This is a genomic window from Chelatococcus asaccharovorans, assembly GCF_003201475.1.
Classification (GTDB): domain Bacteria; phylum Pseudomonadota; class Alphaproteobacteria; order Rhizobiales; family Beijerinckiaceae; genus Chelatococcus; species Chelatococcus asaccharovorans.
The window spans coordinates 1-26,100 of record NZ_QJJK01000019.1; the positions used below are offsets into that span (position 1 = coordinate 1).

Annotated in this window: 27 protein-coding genes and 4 pseudogenes; 4 read left to right on the forward strand and 27 right to left on the reverse strand. The window is 63.3% G+C overall.

The genetic code is table 11. From position 1 onward, the window contains the following. Positions 1-330: 330 nt before the first annotated feature. The 10 genes from C7450_RS30380 to C7450_RS30425 form a co-directional block, all read right to left on the reverse strand. Positions 331-645, reverse strand: coding sequence for a DUF736 domain-containing protein (locus C7450_RS30380; RefSeq protein ID WP_110378250.1), 315 nt, complete (start codon positions 643-645; stop codon positions 331-333). 694 nt (positions 646-1,339) lie between these two features. Beyond that, positions 1,340-1,633 carry a type II toxin-antitoxin system RelE/ParE family toxin gene (locus C7450_RS30390; protein ID WP_110378252.1) on the reverse strand — a complete coding sequence of 98 codons (294 nt, stop codon included), beginning with the start codon at positions 1,631-1,633 and terminating at the stop codon, positions 1,340-1,342. Further along, positions 1,630-1,938, reverse strand: coding sequence for a type II toxin-antitoxin system RelB/DinJ family antitoxin (locus C7450_RS30395; protein ID WP_110378329.1), 309 nt, complete (start codon positions 1,936-1,938; stop codon positions 1,630-1,632). Before C7450_RS30395 ends, C7450_RS30390 begins: the two co-directional genes overlap by 4 nt. 307 nt (positions 1,939-2,245) lie before the next feature. Next, the gene (locus tag C7450_RS30400) at positions 2,246-3,316 is read right to left on the reverse strand and encodes a phosphoadenosine phosphosulfate reductase domain-containing protein (RefSeq protein ID WP_110378253.1); all 1,071 of its coding nucleotides are present in this window, start codon (positions 3,314-3,316) and stop codon (positions 2,246-2,248) included. Next, positions 3,316-3,462: a hypothetical protein gene (locus C7450_RS34195; protein WP_170147531.1), complete on the reverse strand. Its 147-nt coding sequence runs from the start codon at positions 3,460-3,462 to the stop codon at positions 3,316-3,318. Before C7450_RS34195 ends, C7450_RS30400 begins: the two co-directional genes overlap by 1 nt. Then, positions 3,462-4,388, reverse strand: a complete 927-nt coding sequence (locus C7450_RS30405; protein WP_110378330.1) for an ArdC family protein — start codon at positions 4,386-4,388, stop codon at positions 3,462-3,464. Before C7450_RS30405 ends, C7450_RS34195 begins: the two co-directional genes overlap by 1 nt. A 355-nt stretch (positions 4,389-4,743) precedes the next feature. Continuing rightward, positions 4,744-5,148, reverse strand: a complete 405-nt coding sequence (locus C7450_RS30410; protein ID WP_110378254.1) for a type II toxin-antitoxin system VapC family toxin — start codon at positions 5,146-5,148, stop codon at positions 4,744-4,746. Then, positions 5,148-5,393: a type II toxin-antitoxin system VapB family antitoxin gene (locus tag C7450_RS30415; protein ID WP_110378255.1), complete on the reverse strand. Its 246-nt coding sequence runs from the start codon at positions 5,391-5,393 to the stop codon at positions 5,148-5,150. The genes C7450_RS30410 and C7450_RS30415 overlap by 1 nt, the downstream gene beginning before the upstream one ends. A 111-nt stretch (positions 5,394-5,504) precedes the next feature. Beyond that, positions 5,505-6,086, reverse strand: coding sequence for a hypothetical protein (locus tag C7450_RS30420; protein ID WP_110378256.1), 582 nt, complete (start codon positions 6,084-6,086; stop codon positions 5,505-5,507). 371 nt (positions 6,087-6,457) lie between these two features. Further along, a complete protein-coding gene (locus C7450_RS30425) occupies positions 6,458-6,784 on the reverse strand; it encodes a hypothetical protein (RefSeq protein ID WP_110378257.1) in 327 nt (108 codons plus the stop codon). 53 nt (positions 6,785-6,837) lie between these two features. Here C7450_RS30425 and C7450_RS30430 point away from each other — a divergent pair. Further along, a pseudogene (locus tag C7450_RS30430) lies at positions 6,838-7,140 on the forward strand (integrase core domain-containing protein); the annotation flags it as partial. A gap of 157 nt (positions 7,141-7,297) precedes the next feature. Here C7450_RS30430 and bhcD read toward each other — a convergent pair. The 4 genes from bhcD to bhcA all read right to left on the reverse strand — a co-directional run bounded on the left by bhcD (position 7,298) and on the right by bhcA (position 11,666). Beyond that, on the reverse strand, positions 7,298-8,263 hold the full coding sequence (gene bhcD, locus C7450_RS30435) for an iminosuccinate reductase BhcD (protein ID WP_110378258.1): 966 nt from the start codon (positions 8,261-8,263) through the stop codon (positions 7,298-7,300). A 75-nt stretch (positions 8,264-8,338) separates the two neighbouring features. Then, positions 8,339-9,502, reverse strand: coding sequence for a 3-hydroxy-D-aspartate aldolase BhcC (bhcC, locus tag C7450_RS30440; protein ID WP_110378259.1), 1,164 nt, complete (start codon positions 9,500-9,502; stop codon positions 8,339-8,341). An 11-nt stretch (positions 9,503-9,513) separates the two neighbouring features. Further along, on the reverse strand, positions 9,514-10,461 hold the full coding sequence (gene bhcB / locus C7450_RS30445; protein ID WP_210206583.1) for a beta-hydroxyaspartate dehydratase BhcB: 948 nt from the start codon (positions 10,459-10,461) through the stop codon (positions 9,514-9,516). Positions 10,462-10,475: 14 nt separating this feature from the next. After that, a complete protein-coding gene (bhcA, locus tag C7450_RS30450; protein ID WP_110378261.1) occupies positions 10,476-11,666 on the reverse strand; it encodes an L-aspartate--glyoxylate aminotransferase BhcA in 1,191 nt (396 codons plus the stop codon). A gap of 198 nt (positions 11,667-11,864) precedes the next feature. Between bhcA and bhcR the strand changes: the two genes are divergently transcribed. Further along, the gene (bhcR, locus tag C7450_RS30455; RefSeq protein ID WP_110378262.1) at positions 11,865-12,674 is read left to right on the forward strand and encodes an HTH-type transcriptional regulator BhcR; all 810 of its coding nucleotides are present in this window, start codon (positions 11,865-11,867) and stop codon (positions 12,672-12,674) included. Between the two features lie 130 nt (positions 12,675-12,804). On the opposite strand, the pseudogene C7450_RS30460 reads toward bhcR, so the two are convergent. The 3 genes and pseudogenes from C7450_RS30460 to C7450_RS30470 all read right to left on the reverse strand — a co-directional run. After that, positions 12,805-12,966: pseudogene (locus tag C7450_RS30460) on the reverse strand (IS3 family transposase); the annotation flags it as partial. Positions 12,967-13,126: 160 nt separating this feature from the next. After that, complete coding sequence (gene istB, locus C7450_RS30465) at positions 13,127-13,861, reverse strand: IS21-like element helper ATPase IstB (RefSeq protein WP_110378263.1); 735 nt, start codon at positions 13,859-13,861, stop codon at positions 13,127-13,129. Continuing rightward, positions 13,794-14,861, reverse strand: a pseudogene (locus tag C7450_RS30470) (IS21/IS408/IS1162 family transposase); the annotation flags it as partial. The gene istB and the pseudogene C7450_RS30470, both read right to left, overlap by 68 nt. 41 nt (positions 14,862-14,902) lie before the next feature. On the opposite strand from C7450_RS30470, the gene C7450_RS30475 reads away from it, so the two are divergent. Next, the gene (locus C7450_RS30475; protein ID WP_210206584.1) at positions 14,903-15,115 is read left to right on the forward strand and encodes a carbon-nitrogen hydrolase family protein; all 213 of its coding nucleotides are present in this window, start codon (positions 14,903-14,905) and stop codon (positions 15,113-15,115) included. Positions 15,116-15,288: 173 nt separating this feature from the next. Here the strand turns inward: C7450_RS30475 and C7450_RS30480 are convergent, their stop codons facing one another. The 8 genes and pseudogenes from C7450_RS30480 to C7450_RS30520 form a co-directional block, all read right to left on the reverse strand. Further along, complete coding sequence (locus C7450_RS30480; protein WP_110378264.1) at positions 15,289-15,876, reverse strand: hypothetical protein; 588 nt, start codon at positions 15,874-15,876, stop codon at positions 15,289-15,291. A gap of 818 nt (positions 15,877-16,694) precedes the next feature. Continuing rightward, positions 16,695-19,649: pseudogene (locus C7450_RS30490) on the reverse strand (N-6 DNA methylase); the annotation flags it as partial. Positions 19,650-19,735: 86 nt separating this feature from the next. Next, a complete protein-coding gene (locus C7450_RS30495) occupies positions 19,736-20,134 on the reverse strand; it encodes a DUF3085 domain-containing protein (protein ID WP_110378267.1) in 399 nt (132 codons plus the stop codon). Between the two features lie 7 nt (positions 20,135-20,141). Continuing rightward, positions 20,142-20,741 (reverse strand): DUF1419 domain-containing protein, encoded by a 600-nt coding sequence (locus tag C7450_RS30500; RefSeq protein WP_110378268.1) that lies wholly within the window; start codon positions 20,739-20,741, stop codon positions 20,142-20,144. Between the two features lie 123 nt (positions 20,742-20,864). Next, complete coding sequence (locus C7450_RS30505; RefSeq protein WP_110378269.1) at positions 20,865-21,581, reverse strand: DUF3991 and TOPRIM domain-containing protein; 717 nt, start codon at positions 21,579-21,581, stop codon at positions 20,865-20,867. After that, a complete protein-coding gene (locus C7450_RS30510; protein ID WP_110378270.1) occupies positions 21,578-22,807 on the reverse strand; it encodes a Fic family protein in 1,230 nt (409 codons plus the stop codon). The genes C7450_RS30505 and C7450_RS30510 overlap by 4 nt, the downstream gene beginning before the upstream one ends. 115 nt (positions 22,808-22,922) lie before the next feature. Beyond that, positions 22,923-23,387, reverse strand: coding sequence for a hypothetical protein (locus tag C7450_RS30515; protein ID WP_110378271.1), 465 nt, complete (start codon positions 23,385-23,387; stop codon positions 22,923-22,925). 25 nt (positions 23,388-23,412) lie between these two features. After that, positions 23,413-23,967, reverse strand: a complete 555-nt coding sequence (locus tag C7450_RS30520) for a hypothetical protein (RefSeq protein ID WP_110378272.1) — start codon at positions 23,965-23,967, stop codon at positions 23,413-23,415. A 335-nt stretch (positions 23,968-24,302) separates the two neighbouring features. On the opposite strand from C7450_RS30520, the gene C7450_RS30525 reads away from it, so the two are divergent. After that, complete coding sequence (locus tag C7450_RS30525) at positions 24,303-25,109, forward strand: thermonuclease family protein (RefSeq protein WP_245450245.1); 807 nt, start codon at positions 24,303-24,305, stop codon at positions 25,107-25,109. A 22-nt stretch (positions 25,110-25,131) separates the two neighbouring features. On the opposite strand, the gene C7450_RS30530 is transcribed toward C7450_RS30525, so the two are convergent. Then, positions 25,132-25,773: an HNH endonuclease gene (locus tag C7450_RS30530; RefSeq protein WP_245450247.1), complete on the reverse strand. Its 642-nt coding sequence runs from the start codon at positions 25,771-25,773 to the stop codon at positions 25,132-25,134. After that, the gene (locus C7450_RS34825; RefSeq protein ID WP_245450249.1) at positions 25,754-26,059 is read right to left on the reverse strand and encodes a hypothetical protein; all 306 of its coding nucleotides are present in this window, start codon (positions 26,057-26,059) and stop codon (positions 25,754-25,756) included. Before C7450_RS34825 ends, C7450_RS30530 begins: the two co-directional genes overlap by 20 nt. Positions 26,060-26,100: the final 41 nt, after the last annotated feature.

The window sequence follows — 26,100 nt, forward strand, 5'->3', positions numbered from 1 at the left end:
ACGCAGTTCTTCAATATGCTGATCGATCGACATCGTCATCTCCTGATGTTTCGTGAAAGACGACGCCGGCTGGCATGGCGGGCCGGATGGGTCGGGGATCGCGGAACGCGACCGCCAACGGCGGCGAGTGGGGGAGCCGAAATGCGTAGGCATTTTGGGGGAACCGCTCGTCCTTGAGGCGTCCGGACCGCCATGGCAGACTTGGACGGTCTGAGCAGACACAATCCAGCCTGACGCCCGGCAAGCCGCAAGCAGGCTCGATGCCCGGTTGCGGCTTCATCCAGTGCACGGGAAACCCCGCCGGTGCGGCGGGGCTCCTGTGTGCGAGGATCAGGCCTCGCGCTTCGGGCGGTTCCAGATGAGGGCGTAGTCTCCCTCCGTCTCGCTCGGCCAGAGCGCTGCGGTGATCGGGGCGGTGAAGCTCGGATCGTCCAGCTTGACGGAGATGTAGGGCTCGCCGTCATTGGAGACCGCGTTCCAGCCCGCACCGATCTCGACGCCGTTGCCGGCCATGATGCGGAAGTCCGGTGCGTCGCGAGAGACTCGGTCGATCGGGTTCAGGCGGGCCTTGAAGCCGACGGTGAGAGTGCGGACGTTGCCGGTGATCGTGTTGCCGCTGGTCTTGAATTCGCCGATGACAGCCATGGTAGGTTCCTTTCCGGTTCAATCGGGCCGCGCCAATCGTGGCCTCGATGGCGGTAAATGGACCGGAGGCGATCGGCCCGCACCCACCGGGCCGGAACGCAGTGGAGGGCGGCCGGAAGCGGCAATTTTGGGTCGCGATGCAAAGGCGGTTTACCGCCGGCGGAAAATTGTCGATTGCGGACGTTGCGGGAGGACGATCGAGACGCAGTCGGCCTTCGGACATACCGAATCCATCGAGGTCTGCGTTGGTGCGCCGATGTCCAGAACCGGAACGGAGCCGTGGCGTGGTTGCTCGCTCATCGGTGGAATGCGGGAGAATGCCAGCGGCAACATGGTCGCGGGTACTGTTCTCACCCGCGCGACGGCAGCTTCTCATCGCCACATTCGCCAGAGCCCGGTCGAATGCGCCCTCCCCGACGCCCGCTTTCTTTATCCATGGCCCATGACGGCATCGCGATCACCGTGCAGTGAACACGCTCCGGCGATGGCCCGTCCTGCTTCTCCGCTCAAGCATCCGATCCGGGCTTCACGGCGCCGCTCACCCTCTTGAGCGCTCTGGCTGCGAGACAGGGGGAGAGCGCCACGTTCTTATCTGGAGCCGCCCGAAGCGCGAGGTCTGCTCTTCGAACACGAGCCGCCCGCACGGCCAAGGTTTTTGCGCGCGCCATGCCGGGCGCGAAAAGGGCGGGCAGTATCAGCCGTCCGGCAGATCGTCCGGCCATTGCTGGGCGCCGTGCAGCACGCGCAGGATACGCACCACCTCGCCGGTCACCTGATAGGACGCGACGTAGGGTGACCCGGTGATGACAAGCTCGCGCGTGCCGGCGACGCGGCCAGGTCGCCCGCTTTCAGGGAAATCGCGAAGGCGCCGTGCCGCCGCTACGATCCGCTCGTCGATGGCGATGGCCGCAGCGGGATTGTGGGCTTCGATATAGGTGAAGATGCCGTCGCGATCGGAGAGCGAAAAGGCGGACCAGGTGAGTCTCACGATCCGCGGTCGCCGACCTTGCGGCGCGCGGCAGCGCGCCGGCCGGCGAAATGCGCCTCGACCTCATCGTCGGAAATGTCGGGCCGGCTGTCCTCCAGCGCCTCGCGCACCTTGGCGCGGAACCAGGCGTCGTGCGCCTCGCTGTTCGAGAGCAGCTCGAGCGGAAGAGCGCCTTCGTTGGCGGTGCGGGTAAGCAGGATGCGCACCGCATCAGAGACCGTGAGGCCCATGCTTTCCAGGACGGCCGATGCGCGATCGCGGACATCGGCGTCGATCCGCGTCTGAACCAATGCGTTTGCAGGCATGATTGTCTCCTTCTCGCGCCAATGTAATGCATATGAATGACGAACGCCAGCCCGACTGCGCATGTCGCCGTCGTTGAATCCCATGCGCATGGCAGCTCGATGAATGCGCGTGAGGGTCATGCGGAACCCCATGCTCCTGTAGAGCATGGTGGCGAACCGCACCTCTCGCCTACCCTCGCGCTAGGCGAGCGCGGCAGCTTCGTGGAGGTTCATCTGTATAATCTCCTCATTTCTGGCTTCGATCAAAAGCGTAGGTGTCAGCTGTCGCGCCGGCGGCGCGACCGGGGGCACCATGAAACCCACAGCTTCAAGCGTGAGTGCGACCCCCTCGACGCGCACCTTCGTCGAGGAGTTCGGCGTAGCGTGCATGGATGGCCTCACGGTCGAGGCAGCGGGAGCGGAAGCCGAACAGGTCGCTCACTCCGCGACGGACCGACGCGAGGGTCTCCGCTTCGCCGTCGGTGAGCATTCGTGTGGGCCAGCCCCGCACGTAGAGCATTGCCTGAGAGATCCGGCTTTCCAGCTCGACCCGCCTGGCCGCGCGAGCCTTGGCTGCCGCCAATCGCCGGCGGTCCTCTCGAACGAGAAGTTGGGGCGCGATATCGCCCAGCCATCTCGCGCCCTGGAACGCGAAGCTGCTGCGGATCTCGAGCGACACCATCCGACGATAGATCTCCTGCGCCTCCCCCTGCCTGGTTGCGGCGATGAGGTCCGGCAAACTGGACATGATGCAGAAGCGACAGGACACGCGGCTCATGCCGAACTCGCGATAGGTGGGATGCGGTTCCTGACCCTGCCGCGCGATGCACGCGAATACCTCGTCCTCACTCCATTCCAGGATCGGCCGCCAGTTCCATATACGGTCATCCCGGCCCTGCTCGGCGATCTCCAATCTCGCTCGACGACGGCTTTCGGCCCGCCGCACGCCGGTCACGTTGATGATGGGCCGGGCCGGAAAGCGGCGCTTCAGCATCGCCTCGATCGGATGCGTCTTCATTTCGGAGGTGCAGAAGCGCATCGAGTGCGTGCTCCAGCAAGGCACCAGCGTCACCGTGCTGAGGTCCTGATAACGGGTCACGCTGGATCGCCAGCGGCTTTCCCACCTGTCCATGAGGTCGCCGCGCTCACGCCGCAGCACGACCAGCTCGACATCGAGGTGTTCCGCAAGCTGCCGGCAGACCGGAAGCGAATCCTGCCATTCGACCGAGCCGAGGTCGGAATGGACCAGGATGCGCGGCCCGATGTGGCCGGCATGGTCAAGATGCTCGAACACGGAAAGGGCGGCGGCCTGGCTGTCCTTTCCGCCGGAGACGCCAATCGCGACGGGCGTGCCGTTCGCGATCAGCGCCCTGATCCGGGGATTGCTCGCGAGAAGCATCACGCGTCCTCCCGTGATCGGGTGGGCGCGCGGCCGGGCGAAGCCTCCGGAACATGGCCGGCCATCTCCGCTTTCGTCGGACGTACCAGCCGATGCAGGTGTCCGGCATAGACGCCGAGCAGGCGGGAGCATTGGGGGATGGACATTACGCCGCCTCCCGCTCGGTTTTCGCCTGCGGCTGCAGGTCGTGTAGGTAGGCGACAGCACGCTGAGCATGCGCGGCGGCCTGGAAGATCGCCTTTCTGTCACCCTCGAGCACACGAAGCCATGACTCGACATAGCTGGCATGGTCGGGACGCGGCTCGAGTTCCGGAACGACGCCGAGATCGGCACAGAGCAGCGCCGCGCCGATCTCGGCCACGAGTTCCTCGCGGGCGCGCTCGCTGCGATCCTTGCCATACCGGCTGAGATCGCGTCCGACACGTCGGGAATCCGCCGTCCAATGGATATGCTCATGCCCGAGGACGGCCACGTAGGACGCCGCATCCTGGAAGGACTCGAAGGGTGGCATCTGGATGTGGTCGCTTGCGGGCGAATAGAACGCCTTCGACCCGCCATGGCGGATCACGGCGCCGGTATTGTCGAAAAAGCGATCGGCATGCTCGATGCGTTCGACAGGATCGGCGACAGGCTCCGCCTGCCGGTAATAGTGGTCGGGTAAGCCGAGAATCTGATCCGCGCTGAACACGCTGTAGGTCTTCAGGAACGGGATATCGCGTTCCACCTCTCCGCCACGCGCGTCAACCTCGGTTTTGGTGAACCGGCTGGCATAGATGACGGTTGAGCCTGTTTCGCCCTTACGGACCTTCGCACCCAGCTCATTGGCCTGGCGGAGCGTCATCCAGTATGGCGAGGTGAAGCCACGCGCCATCGACTCCGACCATAGCAGCAGCACGTTCAGGCCGGTGTAGCACTGTCCATTATGGCGAAGGGGCCGCGTCACTCGACCGCTGGCGTTTCCGGCACGCCATGGCTGAACCCATGGGCGAACGCCCTTTTCAAGATCGGCGACGATGCGCTCGGTGATCTTCGTATAGATGTCGGCGCGCGAGCCTTTATCGGTTTTCGTCATTTTCATAACCTCCTGATTGAGCGACGCCCATCGCGGCCCGTCGCGGAGGTCCGTGGCCGGGGTGTTCAGGCGGATCTGCGCACCCACCGGGGTCCCCGTTGCGCTTGCGCAATGGGGTGGTCCTTGGGGCCGAAACGAAGTGGAGGACGGCGAAGCCGTTGCGCAGGCCGCCGACCCCGGCAGGACCACCAGCCGGGACGGGCCGCAGGGCGTCAGCCCGCCACTGCCAGACGCAAACGCGACATGGAGAAAGGCCGGCTCCAGTGGAACCGGCCATTGCATACGGAGGAAAAGGTGCGGTGCGCCAGAGCGGGATCGCCGAGGATCAGCCGATCACAAGTGGATGTGAGGCAGGTCAGGGAACTGTTTCGAGATCGGTCTGCCGAAACTCGTCATCAGTCGCGAGGATCGGCACCCGATAATATCTGGCGCAGGCATAATGGAGGCAGTCGCCGAGATTGAGACCGTGACGACCAGAGCGGAAACGATGCGCCGCCGACAGGGCAAGGGAAGTGACCCGCTTCGCAGGCGGCAGGTCGCGTATCTCGATGCCTCGCGCGTCAAGGAATTCCAGAATAATCGGCTCGACGGCCTCGACCGACATGCCGAACTTGTCGGGTCGGGCGAGACCGAGCGCTGCTTCCAGCACGGCGACCGGCGAGGTGATCGGCTTCTTCGCGCCGGCGAGTGCGTCGGATACGCGCTGCGCTTCTGGTTCGTCGGACAGGAGCGCAATGATGGCGCAGGCGTCGACGAACATCAGCCTTCGTCCCACATCTCGTCGAAGGCCTCGCGCGGCAAAGGCTTCTTCGCCTCGTCGCTGAGTGCAACGCCATGTTTCTCGCGGAGTTTTGCAGCGGTCTGGAGTGGCGTTTCGGCGTTGCGCCGACGTTCGATCGCTTCTTTCATGGCGATGACGATCGCATCGGTGATATTGACGCCGGCAAGCCTGGCGAACTTGCGGGTCAGCGCATCGGCCTCCGGATTGTTGACGTTGATGGGCATTGCTGCCTCCATGTAGATAATCTAAGACACAATGTAGATGATCGTATCTACATTCTCAAGTCGCCGGCCTGACGAAAAGAAAGGCGGAGCCGAAGCTCCGCCCATGGGCGATCAGCCCAGAGCCGCCATCTGGAGTTCAGCGGCCTTGCGGTCCAGCGTCTGGCCGGGATTGTCGACCTGGCGTTCGTAGGGCTTCCAGCGTTCGCCAACAATGTGCTCGTAAGCGGCTACCGCGCCTTCGGCGGCCATGCGCAGCGCATGGGCCTGAATGCCCATGTCGGCGGCAAACTCCCGCTTGCGCTGGGCGGCGCTGTCGAAGCCGACCGGACCGTCGATATCCTCGTCGCGGAGGTCGTTGGCGGCCTTGGCGGTTGCGTCGCGCGCCTCGGTCACTGCCCGGCTGTAGAACTGGCCGGCGCCGTGGGCGGAACCGACATAGGCTCCAACGATGCGTTGCAGGTGAATCTGCATCGCGCGCTCGCCAAGGCCTTCGCCGAGCGCTTCGGCGGTCTCCCTGATCATGCGCTCGTGCAATTCGCGGATGCCGTCGCTGTCGACAACCGGCGAGCCGAAGCTTTCGGCGATCAGGATCGCCTGCGCTGTATCGGGGCAGGCAAGACGGACCATCTCAAGGGACGTGCCCTTGCGCAGCGGGACCACGCGGGCGCTCTGTCGTGGAGCGGTTCTGGCCATGGGAGTTTCCTTCCTTTGCTTGTCCCTCCGGCTCGGACCGGCTCTTGCCAGCCCTCCCTTCGGGCGCGGTCAGGAAAACCGGCGCGCAGGCGGGCGCTTCAGGGTCCGGGGCAGCCGGATCGAGCGAATCCGGCTTGCGGGCAAGCGGGGCGGAACGCCCTGCGAGGACCGCGGGCCTGATTTGCCGAGATCGGTTGCTCCGGCCGCCACGCGGCGCGGAACGCGGCCTTGAAGCGCACGGCCGCCGGTTTAGACCGCAGCCAGAACCGAAGGGAGGGCTGGCACGGGCAGGTCCCATTGCCCATAGGGAACAGGCAAAGGTCAGCACGAACATGGCGAGCCGAACTGCGCCACGACAGACCGCCCCCGCCTCAGGCGGCGCGGGTATGTTCGATGCGATAGCGCTCGCGAAACGCCGCAATGGCATCATCCTGCCGCGCCAGCTTGCGCGACAGGGCGTCGATTTCGTGCTGGCGCTCAGCCGTGATCGCGGCAAGATTGGACCGATAGCGTTCGAGGAAGGCTGCCGGATCGGGCGGCCTGCCGCGATGGAAGGCTTTGCGCTTCGGCTGCAATTGCGGGATCAGCGCCGTCATCCGCCGCATGATCTGGCGCTCGATCATGTCGAGCTGGTGCTGCGTCTGCCGGCGCGCCTCCTCCATGCGGAAGAGGCGTGTGCGGGGATCGAGGGCGACCATTACGCCACCCTCTTGCCGTGGATGTCCGGAAAGCTCGACGCACCGTCGCACTCGGCATGAGCCATGTCCGCGGAGCGCCACTTCACCCGCAGACTCAGGGCAAGATCGAGCGCTGGCACCAGACGTTGAAGAACCGCATCCTGCTCGAAAACTACTTCCTGCCGGGCGATCTCGAGCGGCAGATTGCCGGCTTCGTCGATTATTACAACCACCGTCGATACCACGAGAGCATCGGCAATCTCACACCCGCCGATGTCTACTTCGGACGTGGCGACATCATCATGCTGGAAAGGGAAAGGATCAAACGCGAAACCATCAGACAGCGCCGCTTGCTTCATCGAGAAGCGGCAGCATAAAATGACAACCCTGATGGGCCAGAGCCTCCGCTAGCTCAAACCGCATGTTGTCCCAAAAACCCTGACGACGGACATGCGTGAATCTCCAGAGGAGAGATGTCGTTAATGAGTGCGCGCTCATCAAGCCGCAGCGATCCCGGCAACCGCGGGCGCCGGTTCAGAGATCCACGTCGACGGTGACGCCCTTCCTGACGGCGAGATCGACCGTGGCCGACGCGACCGCGAGATCCTGAAGACCGACGCCCGTTCCATCGAACAGGGTGATTTCCTCGGCACTCGTCCGCCCCGGATGGTCGCCGTTGATGACCGCGCCGATTTCGACGATGTCGTCGGCGGAGATCAGGCCCTTTGCGACGGCGTGCTGCGCTTCCCCGATGGTGACGGATTGCGCGATCTCGTCGGTAAACGCGGTCACTGCGGCGAACAGCTCGGCCTCGACCTCCTGCTTGCCCTTTGTGTCGGTGCCCATGCAGGCCAGATGGGTGCCCGGCCGGATCTGTGTCGCCTTCAGGATCGGCGCGAAGGAAGAGGTGATGGTGATGACTACGTCCGCCTGCCCGCCAAGCGTGTCGAGATCGACGGCCTCGAAGGGAGCGTCGCGTTCGGCGGCGACCTTGGCAAGCCGGTCAAGCGCGTCCGGATGAAGGTTCCATCCGACCACCTTCTCGAACGGACGCTGGTCGAGGGCCGCGCGGAGCTGGAATGTCGACTGATGGCCCGCGCCGACCATGCCAAGTACCCTCGCGTCGGGCCGCGCGAGATATTTGATCGAGACGGCAGACGCGGCGGCGGTGCGGAGCGCCGTCAGAAGATTGCCGCCGACGACCGCGCGGCATTTGCCGGTGTCGGCGTCGAACAGGAACACGGTCGACTGATGGTTCGTCAGTCCCTTGGCCATATTGTTCGGCCAGAAGCCGCCGGACTTGAGACCAAGCGCCAGGCTCTCGCGATCGAAGCCCGACTTGAAGCCGTAGAGCGCGTCGGCATGGCCGATCGCCTCGCGGATCACCGGAAAATTGTAAGCCGACTTCTTCGCCATCGATGCGAAGACCTGCTCGACCGCCGTGAAGCAATCCGACGCCGAGATCAGCCCGGCGATTTCGCGTTCGGGGACTATGAGCATGAAAATTCCTCCCGAAAGTGTGGCAGCGGCCGGGGAGGAAAATCCCCGGCCGGGATGTCGCGCCGGCCGGCTGCGTCAGTATGCCTTGCCGCGGGCCGAGATCGGCCAGAGCGTCTCGACCTTGCCGTTGCGCACGCCGACATACCAGTCATGGACGTTGCAGGTCGGGTCGCAGTGGCCGGGCACGAGGCGCAGCTTCTCATTGATCTTCAGAACGCCGCCGAGATCCTCGACAACGCCGTGCTCGTCCGAGCACTTGATGTATTTCACGTCGTCGCGGCCATAGACGAAGGGCAGACCGCTATCGACCGACTGGGCCTTGAGGCCGGCGTCGACGACGGCGAGGGTCGGCTTGGCATGGCTCATGACAGAGGTGAGGATGAACAGCGCATTCTCCCATTCGCCCTGATCGATCCGCTTGCCGTCCTGGTCGTGGATGCGGCCGTAATCCGCGTCCATGAAGGCGTAGGAGCCGCACTGGAGCTCGTTGTACACGCCCGATCCCGACTCGAAATAGTAGGAGCCCGTGCCGCCTCCCGAGACAAGCTCCGGCACGAGCCCCACCGCTTCCAATCCCTCGACGGCGTCTTTTACCTGCGCAATCGCAGCATCGAGTTTGGCCTTGCGGTCCTCATATTTGTCTATGTGCTGCATCGCGCCCTGATAGGCCTGGATGCCGGTGAACTTGAGGCCCGGCGCGGCGTCGATCGCCTTGGCGATCTCGACCACTTCCGGCGTCGTCTTCACGCCGCATCGGCCGGCGCCGCAATCGATCTCGACGAAACATTCGAGCGTGGTGCCGTGCTTCTGCGCGGCGGCCGAGAGATCGGCGACGTTAGCCACATCGTCCACGCATACGATGATGCGGCTGCCAAGCTTCGGCAGACGGGCAAGGCGGTCGATCTTGGCCGGGTCGCGGACCTGGTTGGACACCAGAACGTCCTTGATGCCGCCACGCACGAACACCTCGGCTTCCGAGACTTTCTGGCAGCAGACGCCGATGGCGCCGCCCAGCGTTTCCTGAAGCTTCAGCACGTCGACCGACTTGTGCATCTTGCCGTGGGCGCGGTGGCGCATGCCATGGGCCTTCGCGTAGTCGCCCATCTTCTTGATGTTGCGTTCCAGCGCATCGAGATCGAGGATCAGGCAAGGCGTCTGGATGTCCTTCTCGTCCATGCCCGGCAGGGCGGGAACATCGTATCCGACCTCGAGGCCAGCGAAATCTGTATGTGCGTTCATGGTTCCTCTCCTCAGTTCCAGGGAAGCTTGTCGAGATCGACATTGCCACCGGTGATGATGACGCCGACGCGCTTGCCGGCGAACACGTCGCGGTTCTTCAGGATGGTCGCGAGCGGCACCGCGCTGGAGGGTTCCAGCACGACGCGCAGGTGCTTCCAGGCCAGCTTCATCGCATCGACGATCTCCTGGTCGGATGCGGTGTAGATCTCCGACACATGGTTCGACACGAAATGCCAGGTGAGTTCCTTGAGTGGAACCAAAAGGCCGTCGGCGATGGTCTTCGGCGCGTCATCAGCGATGATGTAACCCGCCTTGAAGCTGCGGTAGGCGTCGTCGGCCTGCTCGGGCTCGGCCGCAATCACCTTGGTCTCCGGCGCCAGCGTCGAAAGCGTCAGGCAGGTTCCCGAGATCATGCCACCGCCGCCGATCGGAGCGACCACGAACTCAAGGCCGTCAGCCTGCTCCATGAACTCCTTGGCGCAGGTGCCCTGTCCCGCGATCACGCGCGGATCGTTGTAGGGGTGGACGAAATCGCCCCCGGTCGCGGCCTGAACCTTGGCAAAGGTTTCCTCACGCGACGAGGTCGACGGCTCGCATTCGGTGATCTTGCCGCCATAGCGTCGCACCGTGTCTTTCTTCGCCTGCGGCGCGGTGCGGGGCATGACCACGTTGCACGGAATCCCACGCAGCATGGCCGCGTAGGACAGGCATGAGGCATGATTACCCGAAGAGTGCGTCGCCACGCCCTTGGCTGCCTGCGTTTCGTCCAGGCCGAACACAGCGTTGGTGGCGCCGCGCACCTTGAAGGCGCCCGGCTCCTGAAGGTTCTCGCATTTGAAGAACAACTGCGCGCCGGTCAGCTCGTTGAGATAGTCCGACGTGCGGATCGGGGTCAGCCGGATATGCGGCCTGATCCGCTCATGGGCGGCGAGCATGTCCTCGTAGCTTGGGATAACCATCTGCCTATCCTCCATCACGCCGCCTTCTTCAGCGCGCTTCCCGCGCTGTGGCGATAATAGTCCTGAGCGGCCGCGACGCCGGAGCCGAGAGCGATCGGCAATCCGAGATCCGCCATGACCATTTCGGCCGTGGCGATGCCCGACAAGGCCATGACGTCCGTCAGGCTGCCGAGATGGCCGATGCGGAACACCTTGCCCGCGACATCGCCAAGGCCCGTGCCGAAGGCGACGCCATAGGCAGTGAGCGCATGGGCGACGATCTTGTTTGCATCGAAACCGTCCGGCGTGCGGATGGCGCTGACGCTGTCGGAGTAGAGTTCCGGGCGTGCCGCGCAGAGCCTGAGGCTCCAGGCGGAAACGGCGCGGCGGACACCCTCGGCAATGCGATGGTGGCGGGCGAAGACATTCTCCAGCCCTTCCTCCAGCAGCATATCGGTCGCCACTTTCAGGCCGTTCAGCAGGCCGACCGGGGGCGTGTAGGGGAAGCCGTTGGCAGCATACCCCTTCGCCATATCCCGGATGTCGAAGAAGGTACGCGGCAGCGTGGCGGACTCGACAGCCGCCAGCGCCTTCGGCGAAAAGCCGACGATGGCGAGGCCGGGCGGCAGCATGAAGCCCTTCTGCGAACCGGTGACGGCGACGTCGACGCCCCATTCGTCCATGCGGAAATCGTAGCAGGCGATCGAGCTGACGCCGTCGACGAAGAGCAGGGCCGGGTGCCTCGCGTTGTCGAGCGCGCGGCGCACGGCCGCGATGTCGGAGCGAACGCCGGTCGCGGTCTCATTGTGTGTGGCAAGCACGACCTTGATCTCATAGGCGGTGTCGGCGGTCAGGATCTCCTCGAACCTGTCAGCTGGAACGCCCTCGCCCCATTCCTGCGTGACGACCTGCACGTCCAGCCCATGGCGCTGGCACATGTCGATCCAGCGGTGGCTGAACATGCCGTTGCGCGTCGCCAGAACCTTGTCGCCTGCCGACAGGACATTGGTGATCGCCGTCTCCCAACCGCCTGTACCGGTGGACGGAAAGACGAAGACCTCACCCTCGGCGGTCTTGAGAACCTTCTTCACCCCTTCAAGTGCGGAATGGAGGATCTTGCCGAATAGCGGGCTGCGATGATCTATCGTCGGCATGTCGACGGCCTTGCGCAGCACCTCGGGGATGTTCGTCGGGCCGGGTATGAAAATCGGATTCTGCGTGCTCATGGGACGTCTCCTCCTTGGGTGAGAAGACAGCTATCACGGGCGGCAGGATTAGTAAATTTTTTTGAAATCGTTTTTCATAATCATCATAATTGTGAATTATACGCACATTGTCAGCATCTTAGATTTTTCTAGCAGATGCAAGTTGATTTCGTGAACGGAATTTTTCTATTGTAGCGTGAGCAAAAAGGCAGGATTCTGATGCAGCGACCTATCCGGAAACGTGGGCGCCCCAAGGGGTCGATCTCGGCGAAGCCGGCCATCGGCATCCAGGCCCTCGATCGCGGCCTCGATGTGCTGGAAGCGCTGGCTTCGCATGAAGGTGTTACGCTGACGGGGTTGGCTGATTATCTGGACCAGTCCCCGGCTACGATGCACCGGGTGCTCGCGACGCTCAAGCAACGTGGCTATGTCGAGGCGAACACGGAGCGGCAGGAGTGGTACGTCGGACCTGAAGCGTTCCGGCTTGGTTCGGCGTTTCTGCGCCGGACGAACCTTGTCGAGCGCAGCCGTTCAGTCATGCGTGATCTGATGATCAGGACGGGCGAGACCTCGAACCTCGGGATCGAGCGTGACGGCGATGTCCTGTTCGTGAGCCAGGTCGAAACACATGAGACGATCCGCGCCTTCTTCCCGCCGGGCATGCGCTCGCCGCTGCACGCTTCGGGTATCGGAAAAGCCCTTCTCAGCGCCTTCGACGACGACCGCCTCGAGGCTTTCCTGAAAACCGCGACCTTCACCCGCTTCACTGACAAGACGATGGTCAATGCCGAAGAATTGCGCGAGTCAATCAGGCTGACGCGGCGACGTGGCTATTCCGTCGACGATGAGGAGAGGACCACGGGCATGCGGTGCGTGGCTGCCTCGATCGCCAACAGCTATGGAGAGGCCGTGGCTGGTATCTCCATATCCGGACCCACGATCAGAATGTCCGACGAGAAACTCCACGAGATCGGACGGCTGGTGGCTGCGGCCGCCGCAGAGGTTTCCGCAAGACTTGGGGCCAGATAGCCCCGCCAGCCTTGGTTTGTGATGACATCGGCCCGTTCTGACTACGACACGGCCCATTTGCCTTCTATGCGTCCGAGGCAACAAGATCCTTCGCCTGATGCAGCGAGCGCGACCTGGGCCCACCGGTTGCCCAGTCCAGCAGCTCGACGGTATGAGCGCCCTGCCAGAGCTGGTTCGGCGCTGTCGTCTTGTCATGGAATTCGTCGGCGGCCTTAATGACGATGAAGGCCGGGCTGGTGATCAGGTCATGGGCCTTGAGCAGGCGATAGACCGAGGATTCCGAGACGAAGTAGCCCTTCGTGTGTCAATGACCGTGGAATCGGGACCCCGTATTTTCGCGCAAAAGGAACCCCGGTTTTGGGTTGATGGAGGGCACGACGGTGAGCGCCCGATCAGGCGAAGCTGGTCGGGGTTGCACAGCCTGATCGGGCGCGGCTCGTTTGCTTTCGGCTTTAGCTTTGAGAGCGGCTCTTGAAGCGCCAGGATTCGTTTCCGGTCTCGACGATCTCGCAGTGATGGGTAAGTCGATCGAGCAGCGCCGTGGTCATCTTGGCGTCGCCGAAGACGGTGGGCCATTCGCCGAACGCCAGGTTGGTGGTGATGATGACGCTGGTCCGCTCGTAGAGCTTCGAGACGAGATGGAAGAGCAACTGCCCGCCGGCCTGGGCGAAGGGCAGATAGCCGAGTTCGTCGAGCACGACGAAGTCGAGCCGGGTCAGGTGATCGGCAATGCGCCCCTGGCGGCCGGCACGGGTCTCGGTCTGCAGTCTGTTGACCAGGTCGACGACATTGAAGAAGCGGCCGCGCGCACCGTTGCGGATGAGCGCCCGGGCAATGGCGATGGCCAGATGGGATTTGCCCGTGCCGGTGCCGCCGACCAGGACGACGTTACGCTGATCGGCGACAAAGGCTCCGCCGGCAAGATCACGGATCAGGCTCTCGTTGACGGGCGTGCCGGTGAAGTCGAAGTCATCGATGTCCTTGGCCAATGGCAGCTTGGCGACGGTGAGCTGGTATTTGATGGAGCGGGCCTGCTTCTCGGATATCTCGGCCTGCAGCAGATCGCCGACGATCTTCGGTGGTTCGTGCTGGCGCTTGATGGCGACGCCCATGATCTCGTCATAGGCTGATCGCATCCCGTAGAGCTTCAGCATGCCCATCAGTTCCAGAACCTCGGTGCGTTCCATGGCTGTTCGTCCTCCTGAGACTGTCATAGCGGGCGCAGTCGGCGATCGGCTCGTGAGCCAGCTTCAGCGCCTGGGGAATGGAAAGGATCGTGCCCGGCGCCGGGTCGCGGCGGCGGGCCAGGATGTTGAGGATCACCGCTGCCGACGAGACGCCGTGATCGAGCGCCTCCTGACAGGCCGCCTCGACCGCGTTCAATCCGTCGCTCAGCACACAGGTGAGGATCGACACCATCTGCCGGTCGCCGTCATCCACTGTCTTGAGCTTGCGACGCACCTTCTCCATGGCCGACGGCAGAACCCAGTTCTTGAACGGTGCGCCGTTGCGCAACCCGCCGGGTTTGCGGGCCAATACCGGGACGTAATGCCAAGGGTCGTAGATCACCTCGTTGCGGCCGAAGCAGCGGGCATGTTCGCCGACGACCACGCCGTCCTGGCGGATGACGATGCGATCGGCATAGGCATGGATCTCGACCGGCCGGCCGACGGCGCTCGACAGCACCGAGTATTTGTTGTTGTCGAAGCGCACCGTGCAGGTCTTCGACACCGAGGCCGGGACACAGTGGAAGCCGTCGAAGCGTCCGGCATATGGAATGAAGCTGCCGCGCTCCTCCTCGAACACCTCCCAGATCGTGCGGCCGTCCTGTTCGGGATGCCGGTGCGCCTTGGCCCAGGAGACGCATTTGTCGGCCAGCCAGCCGTTCAGGTCCTCCAGCGTCTTGAAGCGCAGACGCGGCGTGAAGAAGCGTTCTCGTACCAGCCCGACCTGATTCTCGACCTGGCCCTTCTCCCAACCCGACGCCGGCGTACAGGCCTCCGGTTCGACAAGGTAATGACCGCACATCTGCGCGAAGCGGCGGTTGTAGCGGCGATCCCTGCCGATGAAGATCGCGTCAACCGCCGTCTTCATGTTGTCGTAGATACCGCGCGTGCACGCCCCGCGGAAGAAGGCGAACGCCCGGTCATGGGCGTCGAACACCATCTCCTGCGTCTCGCGCGGATATCCCCCACTACGACACTCTGTTCCCGAACAAGGACGAGTGGGTGAACCCCGGCGATGCCGTGGTCTACAAGCCATTCGGCGGGATCGCCGCCGGGCCGATGCACCGGGAGAAAGGCATCCTGTATGCCGAGATCGACGTCTCCACCGCCCGGGCCTCGCGCCGGAAATTCGACGCCAGCGGCCACTACTCCCGCCCTGACGTGTTCTCGCTGACGGTTGACAGAAGCCAAAAGCGGCCAGTGTCATTTCGTTGATCGACAGAGGTCTGCTTCAAACCTCCAATGCCCGCCAACGATGGCTGTTCACGACAGACACAGAGCACAGGCCGCTCCCGTTATTAGGAATTGGAGAATCTATCTGCAAAGCGGATAGCAAGCGTGCAAACCAGCTCATTCAAAGGGCGGAGCCGGAGGTCCGCCCGAGCCGCTCAGCCAAGAGCGGCCATCTGGATTTCGGCCGCCTTGCGATCGACGGTTTGTCCAGGATTTTCGACGTGGCGTTCGAAGGGCTTCCAGGCTTCGCCGACGACCTCTTCGTAGGCGGCCACGACGCCTTCGGCGGCGCAGCGGAGCGCGTGGGCCTGAATGCCCATATCGGCGGCGAATTCGCGCTTGCGCTGGGCGGCGCTGTCGAAACCGACTGAACCGTCGAGGTCCGAATCGCGGTCGTCGTTGGCGTTTCTGGCCGTGGCATCGCGGGCTTCCGAGACTGACCGGGAATAGAACTGACCGGCACCGTGGGCGGAACCGACATAGGAGCCGACGATCCGTTGGAGATGGATCTGCATGGCCCGTTCGCCGAGGCCTTCGTTCAAGGAGTCGGCCGTGTCGATGATGATCTTGCGATGGAGATCGCGGATGCCGTCGCTGTCGATGACGGGGAGGCCAAAGCTTTCGGAAATGAGCGATGCCTGGGCGCTGTCGGGACAGGCGAGGCGGACCATTTCGAGGGAGGCGCCCTTGCGGAGCTGGACGACCTTGCTGGATTGACGGCTTGAACGAGCGGTTCTGGTCATGGGAGATTCCTTTCCTTCACGGTTTGGCCGAAGGCTCGAGCCGACCCCTGCCGGCCCTCCCTTCGGGCGCGGTCCAGAAAAACCGGCGGAAGAAGGAGGCTTCAGGGTCCGTGCGGACCAAAGCCGAGCGGACCAGCCTTGCGGGCAAGCAGGGCCCTTTGCCCTCGCGCCGTCCCGCTTGGCCGGTTTGTCGAGGCTGGTGCGCATGGCCGCTCCGCGGCGCGCCAGCGGCCTTGAAGGCTCCGGCCGCCAGTTTAGGACCGAAGCCAAAACCGAAGAGAGGGCCGGCAGGGGTGGCCTTCCACCGAAGCTGAGCCATGAAGGAAATGACGATGACCCGGGACCGCACGGCCGTCATCCCGAGTGGCTGGACACCCCGGCATCTTGCGGCCGAACACTGCTGTGCTCGGTATTCTTCCTGATGATGGCGGTCGCACACGCCCGGAGAGCAAGCTCCCGTGACAAGGCATCGATCGCGTCAGTTCCTTTGACATCTGCAGGTATCAGCCGACAGGCTCCTTGCATGCGGGATCGGCGCGTTGACGGGTCGATCCGGGTCGTTGTTCCGCGCTTGGCGCCCGCGCGGTGTTCCATTCGGGAAACGGTGTTGCGCCCGGCGTATAATCGGCCGGAATCACGACAGGTGCCATCGATACGGCGAGGTCTTCGCCGGCGACGGCCCAATCGACTATCGTGCCGGCTGCCGGAACAGCCGCCGCACAACGGTCGAACTGGTTCTCCAAAGCAGCCGCGACAGCCGAACGGGGACTGGGGGCGTGCGTATCGACGAGGATGTGTACTGCGACGAGATAGGTGGTCATCTGCTGCTCGAAGGCGGACGGAATGGAGATGAACCTGAACGCCGACTGGGTGATGATGATCGCATCCCAATTGGCCGTGGCGGCACGGGCGAGGAAGCGATGCCGCTTGTCCTTGGTGAAGTTGGTCTCGTCGGCAACGAGGATGCGGGCGGTCGGGTAGAGCGCCAGGAACTCGCGCGCCGCCTGCGCCAGACAATGACCGGGCACGACCAGCATCGCCTTGGCGATCAGCCCGAGCCGCTTCTGCTCCATGATTGCGGCGGCCATGGTCATGGTCTTGCCCGCGCCGACGGCGTGGGCGAGATAGGTCGAGCCCGCCGAGATGATGCGCCAGATGCCGCGTTTCTGGTGCCCATAAAGAGAAAAGGCGCCCGAGGCGCCTGGAAGCTGAAGGTGATCGCCGTTGAATTTTCGCGGGGCGATGTTGTTGAAGCGGTCGTTGTAGTCCCGGGCAAGCCGGTCGGTCCGGTCGGGATCGGACCAGATCCATGCCTGGAACGCCGTCTTGATCTTTGTGAGCTTCTCCTTGGCCGCCTCGGTGTCGACCACGTTGAGGACGCGCTTTTCGCTGTCGCCCTCCCTCACGGTATCGAAAATCTGCGGCACCCGGCTGTTGAGCGCATCGGCGAGAAGCTCACCGGCGTGGCGCCGATCCGTGCCCCATTCCGAGGTCCCGGCGGCGGAATACCCGAGCTGGCGCGCCTCGACTGTCCAGGAGGCAAGCTCAGGCATGTGGCGGATCTTGATTTGGGCACCCATCATCTCTCCGACGAAATCGACAATGTCGGCGGCGGGAATCCAGGGGGCACCCAGACGTGCCGTAATATCGGACGGGTTCAGGTCGGCCGGCTGGACATCACGCAGCGCCCGGACATTGCGTTCGAATACCGGATCGAGAGCCGCAGCGGCGTCCGCGGCCCTGAGCTTGTCGCGCACCTTGCCCGAGAGATAGGCATCGGCGGTCTGCCAGGATCTGGTCTCCGGATCGCGGAATACGGCGTCGCCCAGCTCAGCGATGACGGTGTCCGCATCGGCATGCATGAGTTCGGCAATGTGATCGACATCGACATGACCGCGCTCGTTGAGCACCACGGCCAGGGCGTCGGCGGCACAGGTGATGAGCGGCGCCGAGGGCAGGGCGATTACGCGCTCGGTGAAGATCGGGCCGGGGCGCGCCGTGTTCGTCTCGAGGTCGTAATCCTCGATCGAGGCGACGAGCCAGCAATCGGGATCGTCGAGGAAGGGCTGGAGATTGGGACGACGGTGCGTTTCGCGGACTTCGCCGGTTTCGGGGTCCTCCTTCACCGACACGGTGGTGGAATTGACCGGACCGAAGGCGCGCACGAAATTCGACCAGGCAATGCGCAGCCTGACCTGATATTGCTTGAAGGGCTGATCTCGCTCCTGAGCCTTGAGGACCTCGCGCACGGCATCGCGGATCGGGATCAGCTTGCGGATGATCCTGGCCTGTTTATCGAAGACGCCTTCAGCGCTGCGACCCTTGCGCACCGTGATGGTGACGGGTTCGCCGTCGCGCATCTGCATCAGCGCCTGGTTCTTCCCGACAAAGAAGCTGCCCTCGCGGATGCCCTGCCCTTCGGGCTTATCGAATTCGTGGGCATCGCCGGGATCGGTTTCCGGATCGACGGCTTCGGGCTCGCCGTCATAGATCGCTTCCGGAAGAAGACGGATGGCAGCGGCAATCGTCTGCTCCAGATCGACACCTCGCTGCGGCAGGCAGGTATAGGTTTCGCCGTATGGTCCGGACGTCGTGGCATGGATTCCCAACACGTGATCCGGATGCTGCGCGAACCAGCGATTGACGCGGATGGGGCCTTCATCCTCGGTTGCAGGCCGGACCTGGTCGGTCTCCAGCCAGGACATGTCGCCCTCGGCGTCGTCAGGTTTACGCTTCCGGAAAAAGAGGATGTCGACCACCACGTTCGTGCCGGCCTCGGCCCGGAAACTGCCCTCCGGCAGGCGGATGGCGGCGACAAGATCGGCCTGTCGGGCGATCGTTTCCCGGGCGGCTGCATCGGCCTTGTCCATGGTGCCGCTGGAGGTGACGAAAGCCGCAAGTCCGCCGGGCTTCAGCCGGTCGATCGCCTTGACGATGAAATAATCATGCAGCCGCAGACCGAGGCCGCGATAGGCCCGGTCCGAGCGCACCGTGCGATCGGAAAAGGGCGGATTGCCGATCGCCAGATCGAAATGCGCCGGCAGATCCGTACGGGCAAAATCGCCATTGACGATGCGGGCGCGGGGCTGGAGCAGGCGGGAGATCCGCGCCGTGACCGGGTCGAGCTCGACCCCCGTGACTTGGCTGACCGGGCGTAGGTCCTCGGGCATCAGAGCGGGAAACAGCCCTGTTCCGATGCCGGGTTCAAGCACCCGGCCGCCGCTCCAGCCGAGCCGCAGCAAGCCCGACCAGATGGCCCGGACGATGAACTCTGGCGTAAAATGCGCATACTGGGTGCAGCGGGCGAGCGAAGCGTATTCCTGCTCCGAGGTGACATCCTGCAGATCGGCGCCGATCTCCTGCCAACCCTTGCGAAACGCCTCTTCGCCCGGACGCCGGAACACCGCATTGGCCAGTTCCGAGGCGCCGAACCCGGTGAACTTGATGAGCGCCGCCTGTTCCTTGGCCGTCGCCGGGCGGGCTTCGGATTCGATTGTCTGGGCGAGCGCGATGGCGGCGATGTTGTCCTTGGCGCGTTGTCTCCAGCCGCGGGCCAGACCGCGATCGCCGGCGAGATGGAAGTCCTCGCCGCGTTCGTTGTCGGCGGTGTTGCCGGCGCGTTGTGAGGCCGCCGGCACCGGCTCTTCCGGCGTATTATCATGATCCTCCGGCGGTTCGATCGTCGTGCCGAACGCGGTGACGCCAAGACCGAGGCCGGATGAAAGGGAGGTGTTGCCAAAAAGATCGAGCGTGAAGGGGTCGTCATTGGGCATGGGTGGTTCTCCGTGTGTTGGGGTGCGCGGCCGCCCGCCGCCGGGATGACCGGTGACGCGACGCTCGCGACAGATTCGGGATGGGATCAGCGGGTGATCAGCGCGAACGTGATGTCGCGCTCGGTGAGTTGGACCCTCAGATGGGTGGCGCCAAAATTCCGGTTGAAGCTCGGGATCAGCAGGTCGGCGTCGATGAACTCGATGCCGTCATCGCCCCCGAAATGCCGGCACTTGTAGTCCCACCAGTCCGGATTGCCCTTCGGATGGCATTCGGCGGAATAGACGACGAGCGGCTTTTGTCCGTCGGCGAGCTTGCCGTTCGAGATGATATAGACGCCCTCGTCGCCAACGAGCCACAGGCCTGGCTTTTCGCCCTGGCCGGGTTTCAAGCCGTAGTAGGGATCGCGGAAGCCGCCATTGGCGGCCGCGTCGGCTTCCCCGCGCGCGATGACCTTGCGCACGGCCATGATCGGGAAGGTGAACATGGCGACCTCACGCGGCCTCGGCGAGCGGCAGGTGGCGCAGATGAACCGGAAGCTTTTCCGAGATCTGCGCGTCGGTCAGATGATCCAGCAACGCGAAGCTGCTTGCCTGCCCGCCATAGACGATGACGGTGCGCTTGCCGCGATGCTCGGGCCGGAAATTCGGTCCGGCATAGCCGCGATACCGGTCCTCGGTGGCGCTCCAGATGTGCTCGATGCGCTCCTCGCGGGTCATCGCCTTGACCGGGCGACGCTCCCGCTCGACGATGGCGTCGCGCATCTCGACGGGCGAACCCGGCCGGGCGAGATCGCAATAGGCATGGAAGTAGCGGTCAACCCCGTTGATGCAGAGCGCATAGAACACGCTGGTGATGCTGCCGGTCAGGAATTCGCCCAGGGCGAACATCTCGCCGCGCATCCAGAGCGGCGGCAGGATATCGAGCATGTAATCGTGTTCGGGCCGGGCGATCTCGAACCATTCGCCCGCGAACAGGGCACCATCGTCGTTCTGCCAACGGTTCGGGCGCTGGGCGTGGCGATCGAACAGACGGAACATCTGCCGGCGATCGGCAACGCCGAAATAGATCTTGCGGATGGGAGAGAGGGTCATGGGTGGCTCCTTGGCCTCCGGGGCTGGAGCGCGGCTCATCCTCTCGACGTCGCCATCGTCTTCAGCCCTTCCGGACCCCTCTCAAGCGGCCGCCTCTCCGTCCGGCCGGGTCAAGGGCCGGCGTCAGCCGGGCGAAGCGTCACCCTTGAGGCGGCCGGCGGGCATGCGGCAGCCATCCTCCTTCGGCTTCTCCCTCCCTTTCGATACCTCACTCCTTCCCAGTTCGGCGTTCCAATCGTCTTCCAGCGGACAGATCCGCTCGAACCCGCATCCTGCCTCGGCCGCAAGCGCCTTCAGTCGACAGGCATAGATCTCGCCCTGCGCGTTGTTGTCGGTGGCCGCCACGAGATGGGCGCCCGGCCGGTGGGCGTATGTTTTAAGAGCTTCGGCCGTGGCCGGCGCCCAGCCGCCGCCGGTGCTGAGATAGAGGGTGTCTGATCGAACATCTTCGATCGCAGCCAGGCTCATGGCGTCGATCGCCGCCTCGGTGACACAGAGTCGAGGCGCATCGGGCCGGCCGAGACGGAACAGCATCTTGGCGCCGCCGGTCGCAAAGCCGCGCCAATCGGGACCGCGCTCCTCCCAGCCGGTCACCTGGCCGGCGGAATCGGTATGGCCGGCCCACATACTGCCCTTCGGGCCTTCGCGCAGGAGGTTCGCGGCAATGGCCTTCCGGATGACACGTTCAGGGATGTGGCGCGTGTCGTGGAGATAACGCCATGTCGCCGAGCCGGGCCAGAGTTTGCGCCGGACCCGCCAGCGTTCCGTGATCGTCAGGTCGGGCGCACGGTCCCTGGCCGCGCGTGTCCAGACCGGTTCGGACGGGACAAATCCCCTCACCTGAAGGAAAGTGAGGGCGGCTCAGGCACAGTAACATCGGCATCCGTGAACAGGTTCGGAAACAGCCGCTCCCGGAAATCGAGAGGGAAGGCGATGCGGACCGGCGCCTTTGGGGTATCTGATTTCAGGAAGCCACGGTCGACCAAATCCGACAACGTATTCCGTGCTGTTCGCTCGGACGTCTTTAGAACAAAGTTCGCCTCACCCCGGGGAAGGCTGCCATGTCGCAACACGGCCGACACCAGATCAGGCGCCCGCTTGTCGTCAACGACATCTTTCACGAGAGCACGGTACCGCGCCTCCAGCCGTGTGAGGTCGAACATGGCGGTCGAGAACCTGACCTGGTCAAGTGCGGCCGTCAGGAACCATTCGACAAAATCTTTGAGCGCGGACTCCGACAGATTGCCGCGGCCGTCACGGTCGCCCTGGCGAGGACTGTCAGCGTGGTCCATCATCCGTTTGTACTCGCCGCGATCTTTCAGGCCACGGGCAAGACCACGTGAAATCGACCACAATCCATTGCCGCCGATCCCGGCTTTGAGCGCCATCGCGTGAGACATCAGACGGCTGACCCTGCCATTGCCGTCGGGGAAAGGATGGATGTAGTTCAGCCGATGATGCGCCGAGGCAATGGCGATAATCCGCAGGCTGGCCTGTTTCTCGGCCATCGCAAATCGCTTCTGGAACCATTCCATGAAGGCAATTACTCGTGACGAAGAAGGTGGCTGGTGTCGGCCGACCGCGACGTCGTGGTCGGATATCGTCCGGAACTCGCCGGGCACGATATCCACTTTCGTACCGTCGGGTTTCTCCACATATCGGAACTCTGCCGGCATCTCGTCATAGAATGCGCGATGGACCCACCGGATGAATTCCATGGATGTCGGACTAGGCAGCTCATTGCGGAGAGCGCGGCCGTCAATCATCCGTTGGACTTCCACATGGGCCTTGGCCTCCAAGGCAAGTGGTCGGCGCTCCGGATCGATTTCGGCTCCCGCCAGTGCCATTTCGATATCCTTTGGCCTGGTGTTGTGCCCCTCGATCAGGTTGGAATAGTAGCTGTTCATGACCCGCACGAGATCGGCCAGCTCGGCAGCCGATTCCGGATGCAGGCCGCGGCCGAGTTCATCGGCAGCCTTCTGCAGCTCGATCGCGAGATCGGCCAGGACGGTTGGCACTGCGTCGTCGAAGAACAGCGGCTCAATTCGCGCAGGGGTTTCAAGCATTCTCTGCCGATCTCTGTAGCGTCGCAATTGCCTATAACATAAGGTCCTTTGGACCAAATGTCAGCAATATTGCCGATGTTGATTGCCGATCTTTCTTGCCGACGCCCAATGCCGGTCAGGACGGGAAGCCGAAACGACGCAGCAGATCGGGCGGACAGAGCGCAACCGGCTCCATTGAGTCTCCTATGGCGTTGTGGCCGAGCCCGTGTCGGGCATTCGGGCCATCGCAGATGAAGCTCTTGCCGCCAGGCAGGGCACAAACGGCTTCGCTTTTTCGCACGAGTACAAGACCGCCACCATCCCTGCCGCGCCATACGAGGCAGCCCGGGATACGATTGGCGAGTGCTCTTGGTAGCTCCGAGCGGATCGCTTGCAGGTTCTGGTCGTCGCAAATGACGAGCGAGTCAGCCCCGTTCGTGAGCGAGACATCGTCCATCTGGCGATTGGCGATGTCGAACAATTTACCCTGACTGCAGCCTTGGACATCGTTGAAGTCGACCGTGATCGGCCTTGGCGGAGGGGTCACTATGGATTGCCACCAATTCCAGACATAGGGACCGATGATCGCGGCTGCAGCCACTCCAACAAGCCACCACACTGCTTTCCTAAACATCGGGAGCGACCATCAAGACAAATCTGACATCGTCAACTTGGAACGACACCCTCAGCCATCCGGTCGTCTGGCCAATTCGGCATCTGAAAGCGCCTTCTTCGATGCCCTCAAACGGGACGTCATCCTTCGTTCGAGCAATGAACCCTTCGATGCACTTCGATGTCAGATCGCTGAATTTGGACATCACGTCAGGAAGCAGCTTGCGTGCTTCTGCGAAGGTGGGCTCCGCAATCTCCTGAGTGGCCAGGGCCTGGGACTGCAGGTAGGCAGTCAGCTCACTCGGGTCACGTTGCAAATTGACGAGTTGAGAAATGATGCTCTGGTGTCGGTCATCGCCTTCGATCGCTTGCACCGAAATATCACACCATTCGCGATCGACATCTTCCGTTGACCAGCAGGCAGTGGCGTTGCGGACAGATGCCCCGTTGCTCAGAGTTGGGTCCTTGAGGTCGCAGGTGCATTTTTCCCGGGTTGCATCGGCCGCAAAGGACAGCATCGGCCATGAAAACACCATCGCGAAAGCAGCCGCCACAACAAACCTGAGCATTTATCCCCCTCCCAAAGCGCCGTCACAAGCATAACGGGAGGTTGTCGTGTTCTCAATCAGCGGGCTGATAAGAATATCGACCGTGTTGCTACGTGTCGCGCGGTCGACGCATCATTGATCTCGGCAGCGTGTTCAAGCGTAGGAGCTGCGTAGAGTCTCATGCCGCAGCGCCGCAATCGCCACGTCGATGCGGTCGAGATGCGGAAACCAAGCCTTAGACCTCCTTGGCGGCGACAGCACGGCCTGAGCGGTCCACCTCGCTCGCTGTCGCGACGCATTTGCGGTATCTTGCCGAGGTACATTGTTGGGTAGCAAAATGGGGGCGGCAGCAAGCGGTGGCCTACTCACCGTCCGAGCTCAGTGAACTGGAGACGCGGATCGAATCCGCGATGCGCACTGGCCACCACCTGAGCGCGTGGGAGCTAAAATTCCTCGCCAATATCCAAGCCCGCTTTCGCAAGTTTGGTCCTGAAACACGCCTCAGCGAAAAGCAGGTTCGTAAGCTCGAAGAAATCATGGGAGCGCTGCCGACTGGGAGCACAAATATTCGGTATCTGAGCAGGCCACCACGCCGTCGCCATCGGCATCTTCTTGGTGGAGTCCTGGCGCGGGAAGCGCGCTGGCTCACCAGACGCTTCCTCCGCGATCTCTCCCTGGTGGCCGCCATTATGGTGATAGCGAGTGCCTTTGTGGCGTTTCAAAAACTTCCATCCTTGGACTTCTCGTCTCCATTTTCCTTTGCTCCTTCAAATGCATTGGGTCCAATGGAGACGCCGCAATTTTCCGTGGTCGACGGCGACACGATCCGCATCTCCGGTGAGGCGAAAGGCATGCGACTCGTCGGGTTCAACACACCAGAGACGACGAATGCGCGTTGTGCGCAGGAACGGGAGCTTGGCCGGCGTGCCACCGAGCGGCTGAGCGAGCTCGTTACCTCTGGCAAGGTGACGATCGAGCGCGTGGCGTGTTCGTGTCGGCCCGGAACCGAGGGGACCGAGGCCTGCAACTATGGCCGCAGCTGCGGCACGCTTCGCGTCGACGGGCGCGACGTCGGCCCAATTCTCATTGCGGAAGGGCTTGCGGTTCCTTTCCGGTGCGGCGCGACAAGCTGCCCGCCAACTCCAAGGCCATGGTGCGGGTGAGCAACCCGTTGAACCGTGGGCTTCAGGTATCAAGAAACTGTGAGAAGCGTTCTGCAAGTCGATCCCGGTCCGGATAGTCCTGGGAACGGATCGGCAGCTTGATGATCTGGCCGGCCATAGCCTTCAGCCCGTGCTCGAACATTGGGCCGTCATTCATAGACAACAGTGCATCGCTGACATGAATTCGGTAGTCAGAATCGATACCGATGAGATTGGCATCGAATGCCGCATGGTGGATTTTGGATAATGGCAGACCGTTGGGCACGACCGGCTGGCCGAATTCCTCGTCCTTGTCCGCGATGATGTGCGCGGCGTCCAATAACCGCGGCTCGGGCAAGCCGGTGACGGCACAACGGTTGCCATAGGCGGCCAGAATCGACTCGCGGAATCGCGCCTGGTGCAGACGCTGTCGCACCAAGCGCAATCCATAACGGCGCTCCGGCGCGTCGGGCAGTGCCCAATGTTCGTTGGCTGCCGCAGGAGATCCGAAGGCCAAACGCACCTTCAGGTCGGCGGCTGACCAGTCGGCCACGTAGGTTGGCCAGATCAGCGTATAACGCTGCGGCGCAACCCCTAGGAAATAGAGAACAGGAACCTGTGCGTCTTGCGCCGCCTTGAGCCACCGATTGTCTGCGGCGCTTGGATCATTGGCCCATGAAGGCATAGTCGACGAGTTCCTCGCCCTGCTCGATCTGCTCATGCACGACACGCTGATCGTCGTACCAGACGCGCGCACCGGTCCGTGGATAGACGGTTCGCACGCTTAAGAGGTGCTGCATGCGCGAGGGCTTGAAGATGCCGCGCTGCGGGTTGATCAAAGGAACCCGTTCGCCGTCACTGAAGAAGCCCGCTCGCAAGTCTTCCGACGTCACCACGCCGCCAGCCGCAAGGCGTTTGATGTGCGCCACGGCGGCCAATCGAATGCGCGCGTCCTCAGGACTTTCGGTCATACCAGCCACCTCAGCCGTGCCAACCAGGGAAGTGTCAGCGG